Source organism: Streptomyces hygroscopicus subsp. hygroscopicus, assembly GCF_030269125.1.
Lineage (GTDB): Bacteria > Actinomycetota > Actinomycetes > Streptomycetales > Streptomycetaceae > Streptomyces > Streptomyces hygroscopicus_C.
The window spans coordinates 1-4,376 of sequence record NZ_BSSM01000035.1; the positions used below are offsets into that span (position 1 = coordinate 1).

The window sequence follows — 4,376 nt, forward strand, 5'->3', positions numbered from 1 at the left end:
GGTGCCGGCACGCTCGCCGCGGGTGCGAACACCGGTGACATCCAGAGCCGGGTCAACAAGAGCGACTGGTCGAACTTCAGCGAGAGCGACGACTACAGCTACGCGACCAACACCGCCTACGCCGACGTCTCCAAGGTGACCGTGTACGTCAACGGCACCCTCGCGGGCGGCATCGAGCCGTAGACCGAGGCTCCCTCCTCCCCGCAGCAGCCCGGCCGCCCCGCCCCGCCCGCCCCGCTCCGGGCCGCGGCCGGGTCTCCGGAGCATGGCGCCCATCAGGGGTGGCGCCATGCTCCGGCCCCTCCCCGCTCATCTCGGACCACGAGTCCGGGCAATCCCCCCATTCCCTTGAGGAGAAGCATGTCCGCCCCCGGTTTTTCCCGCAGACGCTTCGCCGCCGCCGTCGGCGGAGCCCTGCTCGCGGCGGCCGTCTCGCCCACGCTCGCCAGCGCGGCGCCCTCGGCCAGGAAATCCGCCACGTCCCCCCGGGCCACCGCCGACGACCCGTACACCACGGCCTTCCTGACCCAGTACAACAAGATCAAGGACTCGGCGAACGGCTACTTCAGCGACGAAGGCATCCCCTACCACTGCGTGGAGACGCTGATCGTCGAGGCCCCCGACCACGGTCACCAGACCACCTCGGAGACGTTCAGCTTCTGGTTCTGGCTGGAGGCCACCTACGGCCGGGTGACCGCCGACTGGACGCCGTTCAACAACGCGTGGGCCACGGCCGAGAAGTACATCATCCCCACCCACACCGACCAGCCGAGCAACGGCTCGTACAACCCGAGCAGCCCGGCGACCTACATACCCGAGTGGCCGGACGTCAACAAGTACCCCTCGGCGCTGGACAGTTCGGTCTCATCCGGCCAGGACCCGCTCGCGACCGAGCTGAACTCGGCCTACGGCACGCCGGACGTGTACGGCATGCACTGGCTGCTGGACGTGGACAACGTCTACGGCTACGGCAACACGCCCGGCACCGGGGCCGAGAACGGGCCCTCCGCGTCCGGGCCGTCGTACATCAACAGCTACCAGCGCGGTGCCCAGGAGTCGGTGTGGGAGACGATCCCGCAGCCGACCACCGACCTGTTCAAGTACGGCGGCACGAACGGTTACCTCGACCTGTTCGTCAAGGACAGCAGCTACTCCCAGCAGTGGAAGTACACCAACGCCCCCGACGCCGACGCCCGCGCGGTGCAGGCGGCGTACTGGGCCTACCGGTGGGCCTCCGCCCAGGGCAACGCCTCCGCGATCTCCGCCTCCGTGGCGAAGGCCGCCAAGATGGGCGACTACCTGCGCTACTCCCTGTTCGACAAGTACTTCAAGAAGATCGGCAACTGCACCGACCCGAAGAGCTGCGCCGCCGGCTCCGGCCGTGACTCCGAGCACTACCTGCTGGCCTGGTACTACGCCTGGGGCGGCGCGGAGAACGGCGGCGGCTGGGCCTGGCGGATCGGCGACAGCACCGCCCACCAGGGCTACCAGAACCCGCTGGCCGCCTGGGCGCTGGCCAATGTGCCGAGCCTGACCCCGAAGTCGCCGACCGCCCAGAGCGACTGGTCCACGAGCCTCCAGCGGCAGCTGGAGTTCTACCAGTGGCTGCAGTCCGCCGAGGGCGCCATCGCGGGCGGCGCGACCAACAGCTGGAACGGGCAGTACGGAACCCCGCCGGCCGGCGACCCGACGTTCTACGGCATGGCCTACGACTGGCAGCCGGTGTACCACGACCCGCCGAGCAACAACTGGTTCGGCTTCCAGTGCTGGTCGCTGGAGCGGGTCGCCGAGTACTACTACGTGACCGGGAACGCCACCGCCAAGGCGATCCTGGCCAAGTGGGTCGCCTGGGCGTCGTCCGAGACCACCGTCTCCGCCACCGACTTCCGGATCCCGGCCACGCTGAACTGGACCGGACAGCCCGACACCTGGAACGCGAGCAGCCCTTCCGGCAACTCCGGCCTGCACGTCTCGGTCGTGGACTACGGCAACGACACCGGGGTGGCCGCCGCCTACGTCAAGACGCTCACCTACTACGCCGCGAAGTCCGGCGACACCGCCGCCGCCGACCTCGCCAAGAGCCTGCTGGACGCGATGGCGCACTTCGCCGACGCCAAGGGCATCACCACCCCGGAGACCCGCACGGACTACAGCCGGTTCGCCGACCCGGTGTACGTCCCGTCCGGCTGGTCGGGCAAGATGCCCAACGGCGATCCGGTCAACTCCAGTTCCACCTTCATCTCGATTCGATCCTGGTACAAGCAGGACCCGGACTGGCCCAAGGTCCAGGCGTATCTGAACGGCGGATCGGCGCCCACCTTCAGCTACCACCGCTTCTGGGCGCAGGCCGACATCGCCATGGCCTACGCCGTCTACGCGGAGCTGATCGTCGGCGCCGGCGGAGGCGGCGGAACCGGTGACACCACACCGCCGACCGTCCCGACGAACCTCGCGGTGTCGGCGACCACGGACACCAGCGTCTCGCTGACCTGGACCGCCTCGACCGACGACGTGGGCGTGGCCGGGTACGACATCTACCGCGGCGGGACCCTGGCGGGCAGCGCCGTCACCACGTCCTTCACCGACTCGGGGCTCAAGGCGTCGACGTCGTACAGCTACACCGTCAAGGCGAAGGACGCGGCGGGAAACGTCTCCGCGGCCTCCAGCGCGGTGAACGCCACCACCAAGGCCGGTTCCGGTGGCGGCACCGGGACGGTCAAGGTGCAGTACAAGAACAACGACAGCGCGCCGACGGACAACCAGATCAAGCCCGGCCTGCGTGTGGTCAACACCGGCAGCGGCACACTGGCCCTGTCGACCGTCACCCTGCGGTACTGGTTCACCGGAGACAGCGGCGCGAGCAGCTACGGAGCCTGGTGCGACTACGCGGCGGTCGGCGCGTCGAACGTGACGCAGAAGGTGGTCGCCCTGTCCTCGCCGAGGTCGGGTGCGGACCACTACCTGGAGGTCGGGTTCACCTCCGGCGCCGGCAGCCTCGCCGCGGGGGCGAACTCCGGTGACATCCAGAGCCGGGTGAGCAAGAGCGACTGGTCGAACTTCAGCGAGAGCGACGACTACAGCTACGCCACCAACACGGCCTACGCCGACGCCACCAAGGTGACCGCCTACGTCAACGGGACCCTCGCCTGGGGCACCGAGCCCTGATCCGCCGGGCAAGGAAGGAGACTCACAGATGCTGTCATCGTGGAGACGGCTGCGTACGGCCGCATGGGCGGGCACCGTGGCCGCCCTGCTGCTCGGCGCGCTCATGGTCGTCACCCAGCCCGCGTCCGCCAGTACGGCGACGGACTGCACGCAGTACGGGACGACGTCGCTGCAGGGCGGGGAGTACACCTACCAGCAGAACGAATGGAACTCGTCGGACACGCAGTGTGTGAGCGTCGACACCGCCACGGGCGCGTGGTCCGTCACACAGTCGAACTTCAACCTGGCCACCAACGGTGCCCCGGCCACCTACCCCTCGGTCTACAAGGGCTGCCACTGGGGGGCCTGCACCACGGGCAGCGGGCTGCCCGTCCAGGTGAGCCAGCTGGGCAGCGCGACCTCCTCCTGGTCCACGACGCAGCCGGCGTCGGGCGCCTATGACGTCGCGTACGACCTCTGGTTCAACTCGACGCCGACCACGGACGGCCAGCCCGACGGCACGGAGGTGATGATCTGGCTCAACCACAGGGGCGGCGTCCAGCCGTTCGGCAGCCAGACCGCCACCGCGAACGTCGCGGGCCACGGCTGGGACGTGTGGACCGGGCAGCAGACCTCCTGGAAGATCATCTCCTACGTCCTCCAGGGCGGCGGCACCTCGTTCAGCAACCTCGACGTCAAGGCCCTGATCGACGACGCGGTCGCGCGCGGCTCGATCAACTCCGCGCACTACCTGATCGACGCCGAGGCGGGCTTCGAGATCTGGCAGGGCGGCCAGGGCCTCGCCAGCAACAGCTTCTCGTTCAACGCGACCAAGGGCTCGGGCGGTGGTACTTCCGACACGACCGCTCCGTCCGCGCCGACGAACCTCGCGGTGTCGGGGACGACGGCGTCGAGTGTGTCGCTGAAGTGGTCCGCTTCGACGGACAATGTGGGGGTGACCGGGTACGACGTGTACCGGGGGTCGACGAAGGTGGGCAGTACCACGTCGACGTCGTACACGGACGGCGGGCTGTCGGCCTCGACGGCGTACTCGTACACGGTGAAGGCGAGGGACGCGGCCGGCAATGTGTCGGCGGCGTCGGGTGCGGTGACGGCGACGACGGCCGCGAGTGGTGGTGGTACGCCGGGCACGGGTGCGGTGAAGGTGCAGTACAAGAACAACGACAGCTCGGCCACCGACAATCAGATCAAGCCGGGTCTGCGGGTGGTGA

Annotated in this window: 3 protein-coding genes; all 3 read left to right on the forward strand. The window is 69.0% G+C overall.

Going from position 1 to position 4,376, the window contains the following annotated elements; translation table 11 throughout:
- A partial coding sequence (locus QSK45_RS37855) for a cellulose binding domain-containing protein (RefSeq protein ID WP_490993677.1) occupies window positions 1-183 on the forward strand: 183 nt, incomplete at its 5' end.
- 177 nt (window positions 184-360) lie between these two features.
- Window positions 361-3,165: a glycoside hydrolase family 48 protein gene (locus tag QSK45_RS37860; RefSeq protein ID WP_285563500.1), complete on the forward strand. Its 2,805-nt coding sequence runs from the start codon at window positions 361-363 to the stop codon at window positions 3,163-3,165.
- Window positions 3,166-3,193: 28 nt separating this feature from the next.
- Window positions 3,194-4,376: GH12 family glycosyl hydrolase domain-containing protein (locus QSK45_RS37865; RefSeq protein WP_285563501.1), on the forward strand; the 1,183-nt coding region annotated here is incomplete at its 3' end.

Excerpts from the sequence above, each read along its gene's own strand:
- QSK45_RS37860 (WP_285563500.1), top strand. The coding sequence starts at position 361 with ATGTCCGCCCCCGGTTTTTCCCGCAGACGCTTCGCCGCCGCCGTCGGC.